The sequence below is a fragment of the Rhizobium giardinii bv. giardinii H152 genome, from assembly GCF_000379605.1.
In the GTDB taxonomy this organism is placed as follows: domain Bacteria; phylum Pseudomonadota; class Alphaproteobacteria; order Rhizobiales; family Rhizobiaceae; genus Pararhizobium; species Pararhizobium giardinii.
Genome location: NZ_KB902578.1, coordinates 664,591 through 684,100 on the forward strand (window position 1 = coordinate 664,591; position 19,510 = coordinate 684,100).

Annotated in this window: 19 protein-coding genes; 7 read left to right on the top strand and 12 right to left on the bottom strand. The window is 59.9% G+C overall.

The features are described from left to right. The first annotated feature begins 47 nt into the window (after positions 1–47). From A3AY_RS34430 to A3AY_RS0103345, 3 genes are all read left to right on the top strand, one after another. Complete coding sequence (locus tag A3AY_RS34430) at positions 48–377, top strand: hypothetical protein (protein ID WP_018324263.1); 330 nt, start codon at positions 48–50, stop codon at positions 375–377. Positions 378–446: 69 nt separating this feature from the next. After that, entirely contained in the window at positions 447–644 is a 198-nt protein-coding gene (locus A3AY_RS0103340; protein WP_018324264.1) for a CsbD family protein, read from the top strand. A gap of 358 nt (positions 645–1,002) precedes the next feature. Further along, positions 1,003–1,944 (top strand): PRC-barrel domain-containing protein, encoded by a 942-nt coding sequence (locus tag A3AY_RS0103345; protein WP_018324265.1) that lies wholly within the window; start codon positions 1,003–1,005, stop codon positions 1,942–1,944. A 92-nt stretch (positions 1,945–2,036) separates the two neighbouring features. On the opposite strand, the gene A3AY_RS38895 is transcribed toward A3AY_RS0103345, so the two are convergent. Beyond that, positions 2,037–2,246: a hypothetical protein gene (locus tag A3AY_RS38895; protein WP_154663243.1), complete on the bottom strand. Its 210-nt coding sequence runs from the start codon at positions 2,244–2,246 to the stop codon at positions 2,037–2,039. Positions 2,247–2,464: 218 nt separating this feature from the next. Between A3AY_RS38895 and A3AY_RS37335 the strand changes: the two genes are divergently transcribed. Together A3AY_RS37335 and A3AY_RS0103365 are read left to right on the top strand one after the other, a co-directional pair. Continuing rightward, the gene (locus A3AY_RS37335) at positions 2,465–2,629 is read left to right on the top strand and encodes a DUF1328 domain-containing protein (protein WP_018324267.1); all 165 of its coding nucleotides are present in this window, start codon (positions 2,465–2,467) and stop codon (positions 2,627–2,629) included. 233 nt (positions 2,630–2,862) lie between these two features. Next, the gene (locus tag A3AY_RS0103365) at positions 2,863–4,116 is read left to right on the top strand and encodes an NAD(P)/FAD-dependent oxidoreductase (RefSeq protein WP_018324269.1); all 1,254 of its coding nucleotides are present in this window, start codon (positions 2,863–2,865) and stop codon (positions 4,114–4,116) included. A gap of 210 nt (positions 4,117–4,326) precedes the next feature. On the opposite strand, the gene A3AY_RS0103370 is transcribed toward A3AY_RS0103365, so the two are convergent. The 3 genes from A3AY_RS0103370 to A3AY_RS0103380 all read right to left on the bottom strand — a co-directional run bounded on the left by A3AY_RS0103370 (position 4,327) and on the right by A3AY_RS0103380 (position 6,232). After that, on the bottom strand, positions 4,327–4,821 hold the full coding sequence (locus A3AY_RS0103370) for a BON domain-containing protein (RefSeq protein ID WP_018324270.1): 495 nt from the start codon (positions 4,819–4,821) through the stop codon (positions 4,327–4,329). A 153-nt stretch (positions 4,822–4,974) separates the two neighbouring features. After that, a complete protein-coding gene (locus tag A3AY_RS0103375; RefSeq protein WP_154663244.1) occupies positions 4,975–5,664 on the bottom strand; it encodes a hypothetical protein in 690 nt (229 codons plus the stop codon). Positions 5,665–5,986: 322 nt separating this feature from the next. Continuing rightward, entirely contained in the window at positions 5,987–6,232 is a 246-nt protein-coding gene (locus A3AY_RS0103380) for a helix-turn-helix domain-containing protein (protein ID WP_018324272.1), read from the bottom strand. Positions 6,233–6,840: 608 nt separating this feature from the next. Here A3AY_RS0103380 and A3AY_RS0103385 point away from each other — a divergent pair. Next, positions 6,841–8,094 carry an O-antigen ligase family protein gene (locus tag A3AY_RS0103385; RefSeq protein WP_018324273.1) on the top strand — a complete coding sequence of 418 codons (1,254 nt, stop codon included), beginning with the start codon at positions 6,841–6,843 and terminating at the stop codon, positions 8,092–8,094. 261 nt (positions 8,095–8,355) lie between these two features. Then, on the top strand, positions 8,356–9,747 hold the full coding sequence (eglC, locus tag A3AY_RS0103390) for an endo-1,3-1,4-beta-glycanase EglC (RefSeq protein WP_018324274.1): 1,392 nt from the start codon (positions 8,356–8,358) through the stop codon (positions 9,745–9,747). Between the two features lie 156 nt (positions 9,748–9,903). Here eglC and A3AY_RS0103395 read toward each other — a convergent pair whose 3' ends face one another. From A3AY_RS0103395 to A3AY_RS0103430, 8 genes are all read right to left on the bottom strand, one after another. After that, the gene (locus A3AY_RS0103395; RefSeq protein ID WP_026203063.1) at positions 9,904–12,240 is read right to left on the bottom strand and encodes a polysaccharide biosynthesis tyrosine autokinase; all 2,337 of its coding nucleotides are present in this window, start codon (positions 12,238–12,240) and stop codon (positions 9,904–9,906) included. Positions 12,241–12,350: 110 nt separating this feature from the next. Continuing rightward, the gene (locus A3AY_RS0103400) at positions 12,351–13,256 is read right to left on the bottom strand and encodes a UTP--glucose-1-phosphate uridylyltransferase (RefSeq protein ID WP_018324276.1); all 906 of its coding nucleotides are present in this window, start codon (positions 13,254–13,256) and stop codon (positions 12,351–12,353) included. Between the two features lie 4 nt (positions 13,257–13,260). Continuing rightward, complete coding sequence (locus A3AY_RS0103405) at positions 13,261–14,277, bottom strand: glycosyltransferase family 2 protein (protein WP_018324277.1); 1,017 nt, start codon at positions 14,275–14,277, stop codon at positions 13,261–13,263. Further along, positions 14,277–15,224, bottom strand: coding sequence for a glycosyltransferase family 2 protein (locus tag A3AY_RS0103410; protein WP_018324278.1), 948 nt, complete (start codon positions 15,222–15,224; stop codon positions 14,277–14,279). The genes A3AY_RS0103405 and A3AY_RS0103410 overlap by 1 nt, the downstream gene beginning before the upstream one ends. After that, positions 15,224–16,219, bottom strand: a complete 996-nt coding sequence (locus A3AY_RS0103415; protein ID WP_018324279.1) for a glycosyltransferase family 2 protein — start codon at positions 16,217–16,219, stop codon at positions 15,224–15,226. The genes A3AY_RS0103410 and A3AY_RS0103415 overlap by 1 nt, the downstream gene beginning before the upstream one ends. Next, on the bottom strand, positions 16,216–17,415 hold the full coding sequence (locus tag A3AY_RS0103420) for a hypothetical protein (protein ID WP_018324280.1): 1,200 nt from the start codon (positions 17,413–17,415) through the stop codon (positions 16,216–16,218). Before A3AY_RS0103420 ends, A3AY_RS0103415 begins: the two co-directional genes overlap by 4 nt. Before the next feature lie 93 nt (positions 17,416–17,508). Beyond that, positions 17,509–18,288 (bottom strand): endo-1,3-1,4-beta-glycanase ExoK, encoded by a 780-nt coding sequence (gene exoK / locus A3AY_RS0103425; RefSeq protein ID WP_018324281.1) that lies wholly within the window; start codon positions 18,286–18,288, stop codon positions 17,509–17,511. Next, positions 18,285–19,394 carry an acyltransferase family protein gene (locus tag A3AY_RS0103430; RefSeq protein WP_083925885.1) on the bottom strand — a complete coding sequence of 370 codons (1,110 nt, stop codon included), beginning with the start codon at positions 19,392–19,394 and terminating at the stop codon, positions 18,285–18,287. The genes exoK and A3AY_RS0103430 overlap by 4 nt, the downstream gene beginning before the upstream one ends. Positions 19,395–19,510 lie beyond the last annotated feature (116 nt).

A 19,510-nucleotide genomic window follows, 5' to 3' on the forward strand; every position in this document is an offset into this window, starting at 1 on the left:
GGGCCCGTTTGTCTCGCACGCTTGGCAGTGTGCAAAGGAGCACGGCGGTGGAACATATCGCAGCGATCATGATGCTTGTCGGCTGCACTCAGGGCAACGTCGAGTGCCGGGAATTACCGGCTCCGGCAATTGGCTTCGAGACCGTCGACGAATGTCGGGAACTGTTGCAGCCTGCAATCAGCGAGGCGAAGGGTGCCAACGAGGTCGTCCATGGCAAATGCACGGAAGTTGATCCTGCCCTGTTCATCGAGGATGCAACAATCGTCTGGAAAATTGCTCCTTCGGGCCAACTGGACGTTCAGGTGACCTTCGATGATCCGGCAAGGCCGGTCATGGTCGCGGAAAAGGCCGGCCGCAGCACTGTCCTGAGCAAGTGATCGTCGTCAAGGCCGGAACCTTTCAAAGCGACGAAACGTTTTCCCCATACCCAACCAAGGAGAAATATCATGAATTGGGACGTGATCGAAGGCAAGTGGAACGAGTATCGCGGTAAGGCGCAGGCCCAGTGGGGCAAACTGACCGACGACGATCTCGACGTGATCGCTGGTCATCGCAAGGAACTGGCCGGTCGCATCCAGGTTCGTTACGGCATCGCGAAAGAGGAAGCCGAACGCCAGATCGACGAGTGGTCTTCCCGCCATTGAACGCGCGTTTTGCGCGGAAACGGCACCCGGGCCTGGTTCGGGTGCCGTTTTTTGCAAGCAGAGCCGGCAGCTGTTTGGAAGAACACGGGATCAGCGCAACGTGATCCTCCGGTAAAGGTCAACCGCGAGCTTGGGAGTTTTCCAATGCGGGCATTCTGCTCTGGCTGATCGGTATCCCGATACACGAAAAGGTAGACCCGCACCCCGCGGCGGTGCCGCTTTGCGCGGTTGGGCAGCCGACAGGATTTCGCAACAAGATGTTGCGGCCTCCGTTTCCCAAACAGTTTCCATCACCGGTAGGATCACAAGCATCCTGCCCGATAGTCTCCCAAGACCATTTGCATGAAGGAGTATAACAATGATCCGCACACTCTTGGCCACGACCGCGGTCGCCGCGTTCCTGTCCTCTGGCACGTTTGCACAGGATGCTGCGACGAACGCTGATCCCGCCAAGACCGTCCGCCAGGGCGCGCCCGGGTATTTCTCGGCCGCTCCGGAGCAGGTTCTGGCGAGTTCGGTGCTCGGGAAAACCGTTTACACCGGCGCCGACGAACAGGGCGAAGCGATCGGCGATGTCAACGACGTCGTCATCAACGCCGATGGCGGGGCCGAGGCACTTGTGATCGGTGTTGGCGGCTTCCTTGGTATTGGTGAAAAGGACGTGGCGGTCAATTTCGACCGCGTCTCCTGGTCCGACCGCGACGGCCAGCGCATCATCGTCGTTTCCGTGACCAAGGAGGAACTGCAGGCCGCACCGCAATTCGATCGCACGGCGATCATGGACGGCGTCGTGGCGGCGGCTCCCGAGAACAAGGACACCAAGACGTCGTCCGCGCCGCCGATGACCGGGAATGAAACCGCCCAGTCCACACAGCCAGCGACCGGCACCACACCGCAGATGACCGATCCGGACAATCCGCAGATCGATCCCGGTACCACGGCCTCCAATCCTGCTCCGGAACTGAAACTCGTCGATCCGGCACTGATCAGCGCCGACAAACTGATCGGCACCGACGTGAAGGTTGCTGACGATACCACAGTCGGCGAGATCGGCGACGTCATCCTCGGCCAGGACGGCAAGGTCGAGGCCTACGTGATTGATGTCGGCGGCTTCCTCGGTATCGGCGAGAAGCCGGTCGCCATGAGTGCGGCGAGCGTCCAGGTCATGGCCGACGCGAATGGCGCCATGACGATCTATTCCCCCTTCACCAAGGCGCAGCTGGAAAACCAGGTTGCCTATGACGAGGCGGCTTACAAGGCCAATCCGCAGGGTGTTGTTCTCAGTACGCCTGCAAATTGAAGCTGTTGACAAAAACGGCGCCTGAAACGGCGCCGTTTTTTTGGGGCTGCGCGACGATCAACGATGGCGCTCTGCAGCCGCTTTTTTTCGTTTCACCTGCGGCGATGCCGCGTTGCGGCTTCCTCTGCCGTATGAAGCGCGTTCAGGAGGTCAGTAAAAGTCTTATCCGTCTTCGGCATCTGTTGGGCGACATACAGATCGCGCAGCGTCCCGCCGATGTGCAGGTTCTTGTCACGCATTTGGCCCGGCTGGCGGACCGTCGCTGCCGCTGATTTCCAGATGTGGGAGGTGGATACGGTCATTTTATTGTCTCGCATGGACTACGTGCCTTCACAACGTTCCCTACGCAGGCAAGGTTCCGCGATGCGAATGGCCAATCCGTGTCAATTCGGAGCAAATTTCCGAAGCATGGTTAATCAATAGTTTCAATCTCGACGAGAAGCCGAGGCATGCCCGTTCCTGGAACAAAGTAATCTTTTCTGCGTTTAGCTGCGGATAGATTAATCCAAGGAGAGTTTCGATGCTGTACTACGCTCTTGTTTTCCTCGTCGTTGCTATTATAGCGGGTGTTCTAGGATTTGGCGGTATTGCGGGCGCTTCTGCTGGCATCGCACAGGTCCTGTTCTTCCTGTTCCTGGCTTTCCTGGTGATCTCGCTGGTGGCTGGCTTTATGCGCCGAACCTGATTTCATCAGGTTATGCGGCTGAAAAGGGAGTGGTGCGCAAGCATCGCTCCCTTTTGCTTGTCTTTCTCAGCCGTACCGCGAGCCGCCGCCTGCTTGCCGAAGGCAATTGGCTTGGCTATTCATGATCGAACATCGCAAGCGCACAATCCGGAGCCGCAGGCAGCATGAAGGTCGCTGGCGGGCTTGTCGAAAAGGGCATGGGCTGAAGAACTAATCAAAATGGGGAACTGGGCATGAAAACAGACGTCGTAGTTCTGGGCGCGGGCATCGTCGGGCTGTCGACCGCGATCCATCTTGCACGACGGGGCAAGTCCGTGGTGCTTGTCGATCGCCGCGGCGCGGGCGAAGAAACCTCCTACGGCAACGCCGGCCTGATCCAGCGCGAAGGCGTATTCCCCTACGGCTTCCCCCACGACTTCGGTGCGTTGTTCCGTTATGCCCTGAACAATACCATCGACGCGCATTATCACTTTCGCGCGTTGCCAGGGCTCGTGCCGTTTCTCATTCGCTACTGGTGGAATTCCGGCTTCACCCAGCATGAGAACATCGCCTCGATGTACGCGCCGCTGATCGAGAATTCGATCGCCGAGCACGAAGATCTGATCAATGCCTCTGGCGCCGGTGATCTCATCCGCAAAGACGGCTGGATGAAGGTTTTCCGCACCGAAGCCGCCCGTGACGCCGCCTTCAAGGATGCCGAAAAGCTTTCCTCCGCTTTCGGCGTCAACCATCACAAGCTGTCGAGCAGCGAGCTGAAGACGATGGAGCCGTCGATCAGGGTCGATCTCGCCGGCGGTCTGCGCTGGACCGATCCCTGGTCGATCCGTGATCCGCACAGCCTCAACAAGGCCTACCTCAACTATTTCCAGTCGCTCGGCGGGCGCCTGGTCCCCGGCGATGCGGCGACGCTCGAGCATGTTCTCGAAGGCGCCGGGTGGCGCGTCGCCACGCCGGAAGGGCCGTTGGAAGCCCGGGAAGTCGTTGTGGCGCTCGGCCCCTGGGCCGACACGGTGACGAGGAAGCTCGGCTACCATTTCCCGCTTGCCGTCAAGCGTGGCTATCACATGCATTACGGCACGGAGGATGGCGCGCAGCTCAACAACTGGGTACTCGATGCCGAAAAGGGCTATTTCCTCGCGCCGATGTTGCGCGGCATCCGCCTGACGACCGGTGCCGAATTCGCCCACCGCGATGCGCCGAAGACGCCGGTGCAGTTGACCCGCGCCGAGCGCGTCGCCCGGGAATTCTTCCCGCTCGCCGAACGCCGTGACGAGGAGCCATGGATGGGCGCCCGCCCCTGCACGCCCGACATGATGCCGATCATCGGCAGGGCGCCCCGCCATGAAGGCCTGTGGTTCGCCTTCGGTCACGCCCATCATGGCATGACTCTTGGACCCGTCACCGGCCGCGCGCTTGCGGAAGCAATGACCGGAGAGAAGACGGTGATCGATATCAAGCCCTACAGGCCTCACCGCTTTCTGGCATGATTGACGCGTCCTCAGTCCATTCAACGGCGAACCTGTGGGCGCAGTCCATGCCCGATCTAGACCGGGTTCGCTTCATCGCGGCCAGATACGGCGCTTGGACCCGTGATGGCAGCCTGTTTAGGGGAGCGTGGTCCTTCCCGGAGCCGCATCGGCTGGGAGGTGGCGTCAGCCATCCCTGTTGTTAGGAGCCCTTCTGACGGTTTCGGTGCCTCAGTCGTCCCAGTCGCTGGGAATATTGCTGTCGGCGCAGCGCAAAGTCAGCTCGTTGCGGACATTCGAAATACCGGGTGTATCGAAGATGAACCGCTCGATACGGCGACGGTCCTGCGCGGTGTCGACCTCGCCGGTCAGAATGGCGATGCCGCGCGTGACTTTCAGGTCCATGCCCGAGGTGTCTATGTCGCTGTCCGCCAATGCGTTGCCGATGGCTTCCTCCAACGCATCGCTCTCAACGTCCGCCTCGACATCGTCATTCAAGAGATCCGGGCCGTCGGTGCTTTCGATCACGGTGTCGCTGCTGCGTTCAAAGCCGGGATTGCCCACTTCATCGAAGTTCGTGCCGGCCTGGCCGTAGGAGCTGTTTCCGATTTTTGTGTTCGATCCGAGTGGAGCATCGGCATAGGGCCAGCCTTCATCGAGGTCGTGCTCCTCATAGTCGCGATAGTCTTCCTCGCGCCCCGTCGTTTTTGTCGTCTTGCGTTTCATCGCTCCCTCCGTGTTGTGATGGTATCACAAGGACAAACGGATAGCGTCGCCTTTGGTTCATTTCAGGGGCTTGAACCCCCGCAGCGGACATCAGCAGACACGAAAATGGCGGAGCCTCTGATGAGGCTCCGCCATGATTTCATTTTCATGCGATCAGTTCTGCGGGGCAGTTCCGGTCGCAGGGGTCTGCGTATCGGTGCCGGTGGCAGGTGTCTGTGTATCCGGGGTTGCCGGCGTAGCGTTAGGTGTCGTCGTTGTGTCTGGCGGTGCGTTCGTATCCGGGGTTGCTGTTCCCGGGGTCGCGCTGTTGTCGGCCGGCGGTGTGGTCGTTTGTTCCGTGGTCGACGGTTGGGTTGCCGCATCATTCGGCTGGTCGCTCGAAAACTCGGCTGGCAGCCAGACGAGCAGTGCCAGAACCAAAGCAGCCAGAACGATGATGAGAATCGGCCAGCTCGAACGCCTGGAACGGGGTTCAATATCTTCCGGTCGACGCTGGGTTGCCAACGGATCCGTTGCGGGCTGGTTTGCCTTGTCAGCAGGCCATGCCGCCGGATTGACGTTGCGATTTTCACTGGGGTCAAAACGTTGATTCATGGCGTTCATATCCTTTCGAGAAATGGAGCCTGTGCCAGCAAACGTTGAAGGCAACTGCCCCTTAAACGCCGCAGCGGGGCGAATGTTCCGAAAAGATGCTCTTGGCGCGGAAAAGGTGCCTAAAATTGCAGCTTTTCTTCCAAACACCGGATCGGCAGCGTTGGTATTTCGAGATGGTCGGGGACCAGCTTCGCCTTTGGCGTCGAACAGTGGGGCTATAAACCTGTTTTGCGAAATTCTCCGCTTCAAGCGGATGATCTCCTCCGGTTGTCGGCCAGCGCCACGGCAAGATCATGAATGCATCCGAATCCGCGGCAACCAGGTACACCATGGCGAGCGCTGTCAGGAGGCTTTCGGCAATCCGTGAGGCGAAGTTGCTGCCTTTAGCGTGGCGACGGGCAGACCTGCCCATAGTCCGATGTGGTGTGTCCGTTGTAGGGGAAGGTATCGAGGCCGCTATCCGCGCTCTGCAACCGGGCGGTATGGGCATCGTAGCCGGTCGACGGCGCGACGGCCACCAGTCGGATCAAAGCAGGCGTCGCGCCCGATTTTGGCGCGACACCCCGGTTTTCTAAAGTGAATCGAGGATTGAGGCAGGCATTTGAAGTGCAGCGGCAATGCGCTTCACCCTGCCGGGGTCGACGTCCTCACCTGTCTCGATCCTGGAAATTTCGACGTCCGTCAGCCCGCAGGTCACGGCGAGATCTTCGATGCTGTACCCGGAAGCTTCGCGAAAACGCTTGACGGCTTCCCCGATTTCAACGGGCGGCATACCAGAGTTGCCAAGAGCGGCAGCATTGTTGGTTGAGATGGTCATAAAGTGACTCCTTCGGTTGTTCGCGGTGAACTGAGCTCAGCGCGTGAAGGTGGCTTGCAGCCATTGGGATACTCGGCCTGGCGGAGCGAGAAACGAGTGCGCTGCAATATAAGTCCAAATGACTTTGATGCAAGCGGGATCGCGATCTTTGGAAACCACGGTGCCGTGGGCGGCGGCAAGGCTTGGCTGTCAGCAGCAGTCAAACCCCTGATTTTGCGCATTTTAATCGCGCGGAAAACACAATCATGACAGATATCGGTGGCAGGGTATCTTTCAAATTGTCGCGTTGTCCAATGTCGCACACCCTGAAAAAAAGCCACCGGAGGGGACTCAATTGGAATCAACCGGCACGCGGAAGAAGTGCGTTGCATATGGAATTTGTTGCGACGCACAAGATGCTGCCCTATGCTACGGCAGTGCCAACCTAATACGGAGAGCACTCTGAAATCTGACCAGACAGCAGTCTCTTACGGCTGTGCGAGCAGATGGGACGAAGACCTGGCCCCCGGGAGCGGGTCTTACTGGCCCGCAGGAAACGGGAACAAGGCGGTCCTTACGCTTGTTCCGAAATGCCGCCATAAAGGTGGACGCGGTTTCGAGGATCGATCGTGAGAATTGCCAAAGCCAGCCTTGTCAGCCCGGGTGAGAACGGGGTCTATGCCATCGCAGCGGTGGCGTTGTCCCTTTTCGTGTTCGCCTACTCCTCGATTTTCGGCCAGGTTTCAATCCTTCTCTATTATGCGTTGTGGCTGCCACTGGTGCTGGTCGACTACCGGCGCGTCCTTGCCGGCACTGGCCGATACGGATGGATCTGTGCGTTCGCGGTGTTTGCCTGTCTCTCGGTTTTCTGGTCGGCCGCACCGGCGGTGACGGCGAGAGCGGGGCTGCAATATCTCTCGCACGTCATTTGCGCCCTGATCGCCATGCGAGTCGTCGACATCAGGACGCTGACGCTCGGCATGATCACCGGCATCGGCATCGTTCTGATGTTTTCGCTGCTGTTCGGGGTTTATCATTTCGATCCACTGGACGGCACCTTCAGCTTCGTCGGTGCCTTCGCCTCCAAGAACCAGCTTGGCTTCTATGCCTCCCTCGGCGTCTATTTCGCCTTTGCATCCTTTCTCATGCTTCGTGAACGGGGATTTTGGCTGGCGCCGGCTGCCGGGGTCGGGCTCATCGCCTGCTATTCGCTCTATGCCTCCCAATCGGCAACGTCCGCACTGACGACGGTCGCCGTGATCGGCATTTGTCTCGGTTTGCAGATGCTGGCGGCGCTTTCGCCGCAAACGCGCAAGACGTTTTTCCTGGCCGTGATCGTCCTTGGCGTGATCGCCGTGGTTGGTGCCGTTTATGGCGGCGCGGTGGACAGCGTGCTTGGCATATTCGGCAAGGATTCGACGCTGACGGGCCGGACCTATCTCTGGCAGCAGGGCATCGAGGCAGCCGGCGCATCCCCGTTGATCGGGGTAGGCTATCAGGCCTATTGGGTGCAGGGCTTCTCGGAAGCCGAGCGCCTGTGGGAGGAGTTCTATATCGGATCCCGCAGCGGCTTCCACTTTCACAATACCTTCATCGAAACGATGGTGGAGACGGGCGCCGTCGGCCTGTTTTTGTTATGCTCCGTCCTTTTGATCACGCTCTGCGGTCACCTGAAGCGATTGCTTTCGCAAGCGCTGGCAACGGAATCGTCAGTGCTTTTCGGCGTCGCCGTCCTGCTCCTCATGCGTGCGTTCGTCGAAGTGGATATTCTGAACCCTTACCAAGTCGGGTCCTTCCTGCTTTATTTTTCAGCCGGGCGACTCACGGTGAGCGCTCCCCGTTCGTCGTTTTCGCAGCCTTATCTGCAGGCGCATGTTCGTTGAAGGTGCACCGATTCTCGAACGCAGGTCATGGCCGTTCTGCATACCAAATGGGCACAGGACGTTGTCTCATGAACGAGCGCCTGATCCAAAACGGGATTGATTACCAAGCTGTTAACGCCCATGCGTGGTTTCCCGCCGATAGGCGTGATTTGGGCCTCAATGTGCTGCGTCGCAATAGTTCCTGCGCCGCGGCGATGTTAGCCTTGCTCGCGTGCACCAGGCTTGGCTGGTGGACCCGGGCAACTTCCATGGAGACAGCCGATGCGCAAAAGCGTTCTGAATGCCCTAGGGCAACCCCTGTTCTACAGCGATAGCTCCACCGCGTTTTTTTCAGCGACCGGCTCCGGCCCGATCCTCTATGGAACTGCCGGGAATGATTCCATGTGGGGTGACAGCTCCGTCAACGTGACCATGATCGGCGGCACGGGCGACGACATCTACTACCTTTATTCGTCGATCAACCGTGCTCAGGAGGCTGCCAACCAGGGCATAGACACGATCAGTACCTGGATGAGCTACACCTTGCCGGAGAACTTCGAAAACCTGACGGTCACCGGCAATCTCCGCTATGCGTTCGGCAATTCGGTCGACAACATCATCAAGGGCGCATCCGGGCGGCAAACGCTGGACGGCCTTGGTGGCAATGATGTGCTGACCGGCGGGACCGGTGCCGACACCTTCATCTTTACCAAGGGCAACGGCAGCGACCTGATCACCGATCTCGGCACGGATGACATCGTCCGGCTGAAGAACTACTCGCTCACGTCCTTCGACCAGCTTCTCGACCGCACAACGCAGGAAGGCGCCAATCTCAGGCTCGATCTCGGGGGCGGGGAAAGCCTGGTCTTCGCCAACAAGGCAATCGGCGATCTCCATGCCGGCCAGTTCGAGCTGAGCCTTGATCGCTCCGCTCTCACCCAGACCTTTGGCGACGATTTCAACACGCTCCAGCTCTACGATGGCACGACCGGTATATGGGAAGCGAAATACTGGTGGGCGCCGGAAAAAGGCGCTACGTTGTCTGGAAATGGCGAACTTCAGTGGTACATCAATCCACTCTATGCGCCGACCGCAGCCGCCAATCCTTTTTCCATCAACAACGGCGTTCTGACGATTACGGCCAAAGAGACGCCGGACTCGATCAGTGCCGAGGTCAATGGCTATGACTACACTTCCGGCATGCTGACGACGCACGCGTCCTTTGCCCAAACCTACGGCTACTTCGAAATTCGTGCCGACATGCCCGACGACCAGGGCGCTTGGCCGGCCTTCTGGCTGCTCCCCGAAGACGGCTCCTGGCCGCCGGAGCTCGATGTCGTGGAAATGCGCGGTCAGGATCCGAATACGGTGCATGTCACCGTGCATTCGAACGAGACGGGGAAACAGACCTCTGTCACGACCCCTGTCAGCGTCACCAGCACCGAAGGGTTTCACACCTACGGCGTGTTGTGGCAGGAAGACGAGATTGTCTGGTACTTCGATGACGTCGCCGTTGCGCGGGCCGATACGCCATCGGACATGCACGAGCCGATGTACATGCTCGTCAACCTGGCCGTCGGCGGCATGGCCGGCACGCCCGACGAGGATCTCGCCGATGGTTCTCAGATGAAGATCGACTACATTCGCGCCTACACGCTTGACGATCTGGCTTAGGCCCAGTCAAGTCGAAGACCGCGCGGCGCTGGCTTGCCGGCCTGCTGTGCGGTTATTCCCCGCGCCCCAAACCTATCGCCGACTGGTTGCCATCTTCAGGCTCGATCGAGCCTGAAGGAGACAGATGTTGTAGAAACCCGACTTTGGCCGTAGAGATCACCGGGCCGGCTTTAGCGGCTGTTCGATGTAATATTTCTCGTAGCTCTTGCGATATTTTTCGGCCGCACCGAAATCGCTGTATTTGCCGAGCTCATCCATATCGGTCTTGTTCAGCATCACGCCGAGGATCTTGGCGTTGAACGGCGGATCGGATTGCAGCACGTCCCTGACCAGCCGGGAGGGGGTCTTGCCCCATTCAATGACCATCAGAAAGCCGTCGGCAAAGGGCGAAAAAGCCTTGGCGTCGATAACCGGTGCCAGGGGCGCGAGATCGACGATGATATAGTCGAAGGCCTTGCGGGCATTGGCGATGAGCGCCTCCATGCCCGGTGAGGCCAGCAGTTCGTTGGTGTGATAAAGTTGTTCGCGCGGTGCAATCGGCAGGATCGCCAGCCGCGTCTGCGGATCGACCCGAAGACCTGCCGTCCACTCGCTCTCGCCAAGCACGGCTTCCAGCAGACCTGTCTTCGGCGCCGGGGAAATCATCCGGCTGATTGCCGGGTTCCTGAGGTCCGCGTCGATCAGCAGCGTCCGTTTGCCGCTGGCTGCAAGCAGTCCGGCAAAGTTCGCGGCAATCGTCGATTTCCCTTCGCCCGGCAAGGCCGAGACAATGCCGATCACCCGGTTCGGTCGGCCCTGCAGCATGACGTCGCTGGCAAGTTTGGCGTTACGCAGCGTTTCGGCAAAGGCCGAGCGCGGGGTTTCGACGGCAATCCGGGTCATGCGTGTCAGGGGAATCTCGGTTTCCGGCTCGGGTTTGGCGACGTCCTCCTTGGCAAGGCGGCTGCGCGTCTTGTCCCAAAGGCTCGTGGTCTTCTTCCCGATCAGCGGCAGATAACCGAGAGACTTGTGCCCGAGGATTGAGCGGACTTCTTCCTCCAGGCGGAAAAAACGCTCGCGGAATTCCTGGACGCCAGCAATTGCCGCACCGATCATGAAGCCAAGGACGATGGAAAGAGCAAGAACCATCGTTTTCTTCGGGCTGGACGGCGCCGTGGGAACGCCGGCTTCCGAGATGATGCGGGCTTTGGCGATGGGGAAGGAACGCTGCTGCGCGGCTTCCTCGTAGCGGCCGAGATAGGATTCATAAAGCGTCTTGAGTGCCGTCGCCCGCTGTTCCAGTTCGCGCAGGTTGACCAGCGACCTGTTGGCTTCCGAGTTGTTGCCGACGACACCTTCGATGCTTTGGCGCAGCGACGCCTCGCGGGACTTCGCCACTTCGAATTCGTTACGGTAGCTTGCGGTAATCTGCTCCAGTTCCCGGAAGATCTGGCCGGCAAGCCCCGCCTTTTCGGTCCGGAGGCTTACGGCCTGAGGATGATCGGCTCCGAAGTTCTGGGTAACGGCCTGCTCGCGCTTGGAGACGGCCAGATAGCGGGTCCGCAAATCCTGAATGACCGTATTGTCGGTCTCCTTGGAAGAAATCGTTGCATTGTTGACGGCATTGTCGGGACCCTGATCGACAATCGACTTGAACTGATTGTAGCGGGCAGACGCGCTTGCGGTATCTGCCTGCGCGACGATCAGCTGGCTGTTGAGGTCGGAAAGCTGCTGTTCCGACATCAATTCACCCCGTGCCGAGGTCAGGCCATGTTCGGTCTTGAATTTTTCCGCTTCCAGCGAGGCTGCCTGGGCGCGCTGGCGAAGGTCGGTGAGACGCTCCTGCAGCCAGACTGAGGCGCGTTCCGTGGCATCGAAGTTGGCGTTCAGCTGATCGGTCAGATAAGCGTTCGCATAAGCCCTGGTGATTCTTGCCGCGAGCTGCGGGTCGGTCGATTTAAAGGAAAGCGCGACGACCGAGCTTCGGGCCACCCGCTCGACCGTTATTGCCTGCTGGATATAGGCGGCAGCGGTCTCGCGTTTGCTGTTGCGCACCGCGGCTTCGGAAATCTCGGGCGTGCCGTCGAAGATGCCGACGACGGATCTGATCGTCGATTTCAGCATCGACATCAGCGATTGCGGCGGGTTGAGAATGGTTTCGTTTTCCCAAAGCTTCTCCGCATCGGAGACGCGCAGGGCAAGTTCGCCCGATTTCAGAATTTCGACGGCGCTGGAGATCTGCGTGTCGGCCTGCTGCGTGCTCTGCGGCGAAGGCGCTTCTTCCGCATATTTGGACAGGTTGTCGTCGAGCAGGATCTGCGTCTGCGACGTGTAGACTGGTGTCGCCGTCAGGAGGTAGAGCGCCCCGAGCAGAAAGCACACGACAACGCAAACGGCCACGACCCTTGACCGCCGTGCCGCAATCGCGGTCAGCCGGTTCAAATCGATGAACGAGTCGGCATCATCGCTTCGCAGCGATGGAACAGTGTTCAACGGTAGGGGTCTTTGGTTCATGAGCCGCTTTGTCTCCGGATGCTTTTCGAATTCATATCTCACCCCTAAATCACGTCAGGGGTGAGACCAGATTCTTCATCGGCGCTAAGCGCCGGAAAATAATCGCTTTTTTATGCCGCCTGAATTGCCTGTTGGTGCGACAGCACCATCTCGCGAACGGATTCGAACACGAGATTGCCGATGTCGGCACGCGCCAGCGCAAAGGCGACGTTGGCCTCGATGAAGCCCTGCTTGGAGCCGCAATCGAAAGTCCGGCCTTCGTAAGGATGGGCGTGGAAGGGCTGGGTGACCGAAAGACGCAGCATGCCGTCGGTCAGCTGGATCTCGTTGCCGGCGCCGCGCTGTTGGTGGGCGAGGATGGAGAAGATTTCCGGCTGAAGGATGTAACGGCCATTCAGATAGTAGGTCGACGGCGCCTCGGACACACGCGGCTTTTCGACCATCTGCGTGACTTCGAAACCATGCCGGGTCTTTGCGCCCATGCCGACGATGCCGTATTTCGAGGTTTCCTCGGGCGCGCATTCCTCGACGGCGACGACGTTGCCGCCGACGTCGTTGTAGAGGTCCATCAGGCCGGCCATACAACCGCGTGCGCCATAGGAGATCATGTCGGGCAGAAGCAGCGCGAACGGTTCGTCGCCGATCAGGTCGCGGGCGCACCACACCGCATGGCCAAGACCAAGCGGCGCCTGCTGGCGTGTGAAGCTGACCGAGCCCGCGGTAGGCAGCATGCGCGCGAGTTCGGAAATCTGGGCATCCTTGCCCGATCGCGTCAGCGATGAAATCAGCTCGGGCACATCGTCAAAGTGATCCTCGATCGCCTGCTTGTTGCGACCCGTCACGAAAACAATATGCTCGATGCCTGCCTGCATCGCCTCCTCGACCGCATATTGCACAACGGGCCGGTCGACGATGGTCAGCATTTCCTTCGGCATGGCCTTGGTTGCAGGCAGAAACCGCGTGCCGTTCCCGGCTACGGGAATAACGGCTTTGCGAACGGATTTGACAGGAGCCATAGAACTATCCTTTGCTTTTGTGCGGGGTGTTGCCCGGGGTGGTTCTACTCATCGTCTTCGGCGACATGCCGAAGCGGCGAATTGCATTGAGCGGCGCCATCAGGCGCCGCAATCTGACGGCGATCGGCATGCGCAGATGGCGAATGGCTGCCGGATTCCCCCACGCGGTTCTCACCGCGCCGGTAAGGGACCGGGCCTTGATCTGATCGACCAGGATGATGAACGACCGAGCGTCTTCGATGCTGCGGTGACGCCGCGTCTGGGCGGCCATCGATGCCTCGTCCAACCGATGGGTTTTCAGAAATTCGGCATCGGCAGCCAGCATCGCGTCGACCTGGTGCAGTTTCAGCACCCGGGAGATGGAGCCGGTTCTGATGTAATAGGTATAGCCGGCGCTCGGCTCGACGGCGCAGCGGCCGCCCTTGGCAAGCGCTGACGCCAAGAGCAGATAATCCTCGCCGATCGGCAAGGTCTCGTCGAAGCGCAAGGCGTGCTCTTCCAGGAAGCGGCGCTCGAAGATCGGCTTCATGTAGCCATAATTGTGCTCCGACTGAAACAGCACGTTCGATCCGATGAAGGCCGGAAGCGTCAGCGTTTCCAGTTTGGAAAGCTCTGCCTCCTCAAACATCCTTTTCGTTTCCCCGTCGAGCGTAATGACATCGAGATTGTCGACGACGATCTGGGCGTCGGCACGCTTTGCCCGCGCGATCATCCGCGCCGTGCGGCCGGGGGAAATTGCGTCGTCGGAATCGAGGATGACGATCCAGTCTCCGCGCGCGGCCACAAGCCCTGCATTGCGGGCGCCGCCGGGCCCGCGGTTCTTCTCGAGCCGGATCAGCCGGACACGCGGATCGATATAGGCATTGACAATCTCGGCCGTGTCGTCCGGAGAGCAATCATCGATGACGATGACTTCGACGCTGACGCCGGTTTGGGCCAGCGCGCTGTCGATGGCACGTTCGATCGTATCGCGCGACTTGAACGCAGCCAGAATGAATGACGCTTGAGGATGATGTTCCATCAGGACGAGCTGACCTCCGCGACGCCGTATTGCTCGATTTCCCGCACGCCGAGGAGCCCGGTGACGACGCCGGCATGCAGCGAGGCGCGCAGGATATATTGGTTCCGGCTAACCGGAGAGAAGAGGAAGATCGCGCCGGTGAGCGCACAGTAACCGCTCTTGGCTGCGGCAAGGGCCAATTGGCGGGACTTGCCCGCCAGTCCGGATCTCGCCTCGATCAGGCGGCCATGCGTCTGGCCGAAGCGGAATTTCCGCTTGGCGAGCCACGAAAAGGCCGCCCGCTTGGCCGGCACCGGCTCCTGAACCCAGGCGGCCGGCGCATAGGCGATCTTGCCGCCCATCCGGTGCATCTGCGTGAAGAACTCCGTATCCTCTCCGCCGCTGCGGCCGAGCGCGAGGCTGAAGCGCCGTCCCGCGAGGGACGGCGCTGCGAGACGCAGGAGTGCGTTACAGGTGTAACCGGTGATGATCCGGTCGCCGACCCAGACCGGAAAGGTCGAATGGAAATCGCCCCGGCGCATCCAGCGCGGCGCGTCCTCGCCGTAAATGGCCTGCACGGGGCCGAGGACGACATCCGCCTCGGTTGCTTCCGCCGTTTCCATCAGCCGGATGATCCAGTCTTCGCTGGCCGTCTCATCGTCGTCAATGAAGGCAAGGAAATCGCCAGCGGCATTGTCGAGGCAGGCATTGCGGGCAATCGAGATGTTGGAGGATGGGCAATGCACATAGACGATTTCGTGCGGAACCACGGCGCGCAAGGCGTTCACCCGCCCTTGCGCGCTTGGGACGTCGTCATTGTCAGCCACGATGATGCGGATTTCCGCACCCTCGGGAACGGCGATCGCAGCCAGCGATCGCAGCGTCTGCTCAAGCTCCGCCCGCCGATAGGTGCATACACCGATATCGATGCGGGTGGGGGGCTCTTTCCGGTCCATCTGTATTGTCATCAGGCGATCCGTCTGTTGCGGATGTCGAGAAGCTCACGCCAGAAGCCGGCCGACCAGGCGAAATGCATCACCATGGCGGAAACGGCAGCGAGCGGCCCATAGGGGTTTTTCTGACCCAGCGCCATCCAGGCGCCATAGCCAAGGCAAGCGACGGCCCAAAGTACGAAGGGAACGGCAGCGGCCCAATTGATCACGGCAAGCAGGGCGCCGGCGGCGACCGGCACGACAGCAAGCGGCAGCATCTGACGGATGCTCGGCATGGCGCGATGCTTGAGAAAGTTCTTGGCTCGGCCGCGGCCGTAGCCGAAATACTGGCGGAACAGCGTCCCGGCCGTGCTGCGCGGATAGTAGATCATGCTCGTCTTGTCGGTCATCCAGATTCGATATCCAGCCTTGTGCAGGCGGTAGTCGAATTCCGCGTCCTCATTATGGCTGAACATTTCGTCGTACCCACCGACGGCCTGAAAGGCTGAAATCCGCATCAGCGCATGATGCCCGTGATCCGCCCAGTGACCGACCGCCCCTGTGCGGTGCTTCGAGCCGCCATTGCCGAGCTTGGAGTTCTGCGCGAAGGCGGTGGCTTTCTGGAACGTGCTGATGCCGACGGTCTTCATGGCGACCACCACGGAATCGGCGCCGGTCGCGATGGCGTCTTCCATCAGGCGCAGGCAATAATCCGCCGGATATTCGCCGTGCGCATCGATGCGGATCATGTAGTCGTAGTTCGCACCCAGCGTCGCGACCGCGAGGTTGACGGCGGCGCTTTGGATTTTTTTCGGGTTGTCGAGCAGCTTGACCTTGGGATTGACGCTGGTGATCCGCTGGACGATGTCGCGCGTGCCGTCGGTGCTGCCGCCATCGACCACGACAAGATCGGCACCGAGGTCCTGCATGGCACCTGCGAGCTTGGCGATCAGAGCTTCGATGTACTTGGCCTCGTTGAGGCAGGGAATAACGATCAGGCTACGGCCATGGTTCAGATCGTGGGCATTCATAGCAGTCCACCCTTATTGCTTTGCGTTTGGGAAGGCTCTTGCATCAATGCGGGATGGGCGTCGTTGGCGCGCAGGGCAGAGAGCCGGCTGACGAGCCGCTGGCAGTCAGCCTTGTCGAAAACCCAACTCCCGGAGCCGGTGCCGGCAACGCGGTCAAATTCCATGAGGTACCGCGCTGGCGTCATGTCTGCCAGGAGGTGGGCAAGCGCGGCGCTTTCGGCACGATCCAGCAGCAGGCCGATGTGTTTTGCCGAGAGGAAACGGGCCGTCTCGGTGCCGCGCATGGCGATCGGGACCGCACCATGCCGGCATCCCTCATAGAGCCGGTTTGGCAACAGCCAGCTGGAATTCAGACCTTCCTCGAAGAAGTCGATACCCCAGGAGAAATGGACCTCATGGTAGATGGCGGCGAGATCCTCGGGGTTCTTGTAGGAGCCGTGAAACGTCATGAAGGGTTCGTCTTTCACGAAGCCATCGAAATCGTCGAATTCGGAATAGGCCGGCCGGCCGCGCAGCACGATCTCGAACCTTCCGTTCATGGCGCGGGAGAATTCCGCCAGAAGTTTCAGGGATTTCTGGCAGCGCAAGGCTCCGAACCAGCCGATTTTCCAAGGAGCGCCGGGCTCCGGCGGCCGGGGCAGGGGAGGTTTTTCTGCCGCGCCGTCACCCAGATCGATGACCTTGTTTTCCAGAAGCAGCGTCGGGGCTTTCAGTTGCGAAATCGGCCGGAAGTAATTCTCGATGAAGGCCGGCGAGCTGGTTACCAGCAGGCTGACATTGCGCCCGAGATACTGCTCGGCCGCGCGTAGTGAGCGGCCGGCGAAGTCCTTGCGCAGCAGGAGGCGGTGAATGTCCAGGCATTCGTAGACGATCGGAATGTTGCCGCCGAAAATCGCATTCGCCCTGTTTGCAAGCGCAAGCATTTCGAGATTGCGGGCGATAATGATGCCGGGCCTGCCCATCCCGCGGAGCTTGCCGGCAAGGACCACCGCGGCCTTGCCCACCGCGGCGACCCGCTGGGCAAACTTCCCGTCCCTGGTGATGCCAAGTTCGATGACGCCGGTTGCGGCTGGTGTGTCCGCGCCGCGCCGGAAACCCGCGACGGTCACCTTGGCGCCGCCTGCTTCAAGCGTCATGGTCCTGCGCCTGATCGCCGGGTCCGCCACATCATGGGCCAGGTACAATACGTCCAGCATGAAAACTTCCTGTTTTCCGCTCAGCCTGTGCCGAGCCTAGTTCAGTTTTTTGTGCGCCGCAATATTCATGTTGCGGTTGCTAACAAGACTTGGTCAAAGCCTGCAGGTGATGGATTCAGGAAACTGGCACTTGTCGCCGGGCGCGGTGTAGGCGAAGCGGTCGATCTGCATTTTCGCCGGTCCCTGGTAGTCGAACTTGCCCATCCAGTCGCTCAAGGTATCGGTGCCCCAGAGACTGAAGAAGATCTTCTGGGCGTTGACGGGGATTTTCGCGGGGTCGGTAACATCCTGCACCAGGGTGCCGTTGACATAATAGCGCAGGCGGTCCTTTTCCCAGACAAACGCGTAGTCGTTGAACGCCGCATTCGCGCCGCCCTCGACATCGACCAGTTTCTCGTTGCCGCCCTTGGCCGAAATGTACTGGTTGACCTGCACCTTGCCGGAATCCTTGCCGAGGACTTCGAAGTCGATTTCGTCATGCGGCTTCTTGTCGGTCGGCCCGATATAGGTGAAGAAGGCGGAGTTCAGACCGGAACCTTCAGCCGTCTTGATACGTGCCTCGTAGGTGCCGTAGCCGAAACGTTTGAGGGTCTGGATCTCGCCGCAGGCATAGTCCCGCTTGCCGGCCTTGCGCTGTTCGAAGGTGAGTTCGAGCACGCCGTTTTGAACCGCGACCTGTTTTTTGGACCAGGTGCAGTTCTGGTGGGCGCCATTGTCCCAGCCGTCCGAAACGTACCAGATCTTTCGATTGATCTTGTCGAAATTCTCGACAAAGGACGTCCCGGTGTTTGCCTCCTGCGCAAGGGTGGCCACGGGAAGGCTGGCAGCAAGAACGGCAAGGGTGGCCAGTGTTTTCCGGATCGGTTTTGTCATCGTGTCGCTTTGTCCTCTGCGGAATAGGTCTTGGACCAGCCCTTCTGGGCGCCGCTTGGCGTTGCGCTCTTCGGTGCGCCACCGCGCCGGCTCGTACGGCTGCCGGTCAGGAAGGCGTGTAGCCGTGGCGTCATGCGCTTGGCCGCCTTGTGCGACGCGATGAGAATGAGAAGGGCCAGAATCGGCGTTGAAAAGTAGAAGAGCGGGTAAAGCTCCGGCTCCGCCGCCCTGTTCCAGAGCATCCAGAAGGCGACCAGCAGCGGGTAATGGGCGCAGAAGATCCAGAAACTGAGGCCTTCCGCCCGGGATAGCCGCATTCCCAAATGTGAACGCACCAGGATTGCCGAAATTGCCCAGGAACCAACGATGCCGCAGATCGCCGTCAGGTTACGCAGGATGTCGATCAAGGCGGGGAAATCCGGGCCGGTCCAATAGAGCGCGGTCGCCAGCAGCACGGCAGCCGTCAGAAACACCACGGTGATTTTCTCCGCGTACGGGTCGAGCATCCGGATATCGATCTTGTGGAGGCTCGCATAGATGCCGCAGCTGAAACCGAACAGGATCGATTTCTTGAGGAAAATGCCATTCGGGATCGGAAAGACGGCATAGATGAAGAAAATCGCCAGCGTCGCCAGCGGGTATCGCATGATCAGCAGCCCGAGAACCGGCGCAAGCAGGATGCAGAGAAGCAGATCGCGCAGAAAATAGAGCGGCACGTTGATCGGCGCCGCTTCACTGGCAAAGGCAAGGGTCGCCAGCTCGCGCGGCGGCGTATTGACCGCGTCCGGCAGATAGCCGAAGCCTATGCCCTGTCCCTGTGCAATATAGACCAATGCCAGGAAGGCGAGATTCCAGATCAGGAACGGCAAGAGAACCGTCCGCGCCTTGGAGCGGATCGTCTTGCCATAGTCGAAGGCATCAAGCCCGCGACGGAACAGGAGATAACCGGAAATCGCGCTCAGGCACGGAACGCCGACGCGGAAAATGCTATCCCCGAGAAAAACACGGATCCAATCGGCAAAGCCATTGGCACCGAGAAACGGGCTTGTCTGCGGATCATAAGGGACGTGTACGAAGACGATCCCCGAGATGAGCAAGATGCGCATCAGATTGATCCGCGATGATATGTTCGCGTCGATAACCAAGACGACATCCCTGTTGGGCCGCTCCCCCCAAAGCGACTGTTTCAACCAGAGCAGACTTGAACCTGCATCATGAAGGA